Below are 1,555 nucleotides of genomic sequence, written 5' to 3' on the forward strand. Positions count from 1 at the left end.
AAACCTGTGTTTGGGTTTCGGCTGTTGGGGGAAAAGGAATTTTGCAAAGGTCTCGACTTTTCTACAAATGGAGCATTATCCTCCCAAATACCAGAATTTCAATGCCCACAATACGGCGACTATCCACACCATAGGCGGCACGTCTTTCACGCGGTTGCATAAAAGTTTAATCACGGCGTAGCTGATGAAGCCGAAGGCGATGCCGTCGGCAATCGAATAGGTGAACGGCATGAACACGATGGTCAGGAAAGCGGGGGCGGCTTCGGTCATGTCGTCCCAGTCGATTTCACGCGCGCTGCGCAGCATTTGCGCACCGACGTAGAGCAGCGCGGGCGCGGTGGCGAAGCCGGGGATACTCTGCACCAGCGGCGAGAAAATCAGACACGCCAACATCAATACGCCGACGGTTACGGCGGTCAGCCCCGTGCGGCCGCCAGCGGACACGCCCGCTGCGCTTTCGACATACGGCGTAGTTGAAGACGTACCCAGTGCGGCACCGGCGACGATGGCGGTCGAGTCGGCGAACAGGGCGCGTTTCAGGCGGGGCAGTTTGCCGTCTTCCAGCAGACCTGCGCGGTGGGAAACGCCGACCAGCGTGCCGGTGGAGTCAAACAAATCAACCAGGAAAAAGACGAAAATCACGCTGATCATGCTGAGTTTAAAGAGGCCGTTGAAATCCATCTGCATGAAAGTCGGCGCGATGCTCGGAATTTCGCCGACCACGCCTTTAAAATCGCTCAAGCCCAGCGGGGTGGAAATGGCTGTGATTGCCAGAATGGTCAGGATAATCGCCCCTTTGACGCGGAAATGCCCCAAAGCCACCACCATGGCGAAGCCCGCCAATACCAAGAGTGCGGCAGGTTGGTGGATGTCGCCCAGTTTCACCAAAGTCGCCTCGCTGGCGATGATGATGCCGGAACCTTTGAGCGCGATCAGCGACAGAAACAGCCCGATACCGGCGGCAATCGACATTTTCAAACCCATAGGCAGCGCGTTCACCAGCATTTCGCGCACTTTGAAAAAGCTGAATAAAATGAAAATGATGCCGGAAACGAATACCGCGCCCAAAGCCACCTGCCAGGGCACGCCCATGCCTTTGACGACGGCGTAGGTGAAATAGGCGTTCAAGCCCATGCCCGGCGCGAGCGCAATCGGATAGTTGCCGACGAAGCCCATCACGAAGCAGCCGATGGCGGAAGCGATGCAGGTGGCGACGAATACCGCGCCCATGTCCATGCCCGTTTCGCCGAGAATCAGCGGATTGACGATGATGATGTAACACATGGCGAGGAAGGTGGTCAGCCCCGCCGTCAGTTCAGTGCGCACATTCGTGCCGTTTGCGCTTAAATTGAATATGCGCTCCAGCACATTTTGATTTGAAGTAGTCATGATTTATGCTTTTCAAAAAAAAGGAAAATTTTCGGGCGGTATTATACTGAAAACGCCTTGTTGTCGGGTGAAAAATTGTCAACATTTCGATTGAAGTGGTCTGAGAAAAGGTCGTCTGAAAATCAGAGTTGAGTTTTCAGACGACCTTAGATTCGGATTTCAAGTG

General features: G+C 54.5%; 1 protein-coding gene. It reads right to left on the minus strand.

The window, feature by feature from the left end; translation table 11 throughout:
* Positions 1-75: 75 nt before the first annotated feature.
* A complete protein-coding gene (locus HMPREF2954_RS00745; protein ID WP_045075238.1) occupies positions 76-1,389 on the minus strand; it encodes an NCS2 family permease in 1,314 nt (437 codons plus the stop codon).
* Between the last annotated feature and the right edge of the window lie 166 nt (positions 1,390-1,555).

Source organism: Neisseria sp. HMSC067H09 (genome assembly GCF_001814135.1).
Taxonomy (GTDB): domain Bacteria; phylum Pseudomonadota; class Gammaproteobacteria; order Burkholderiales; family Neisseriaceae; genus Neisseria.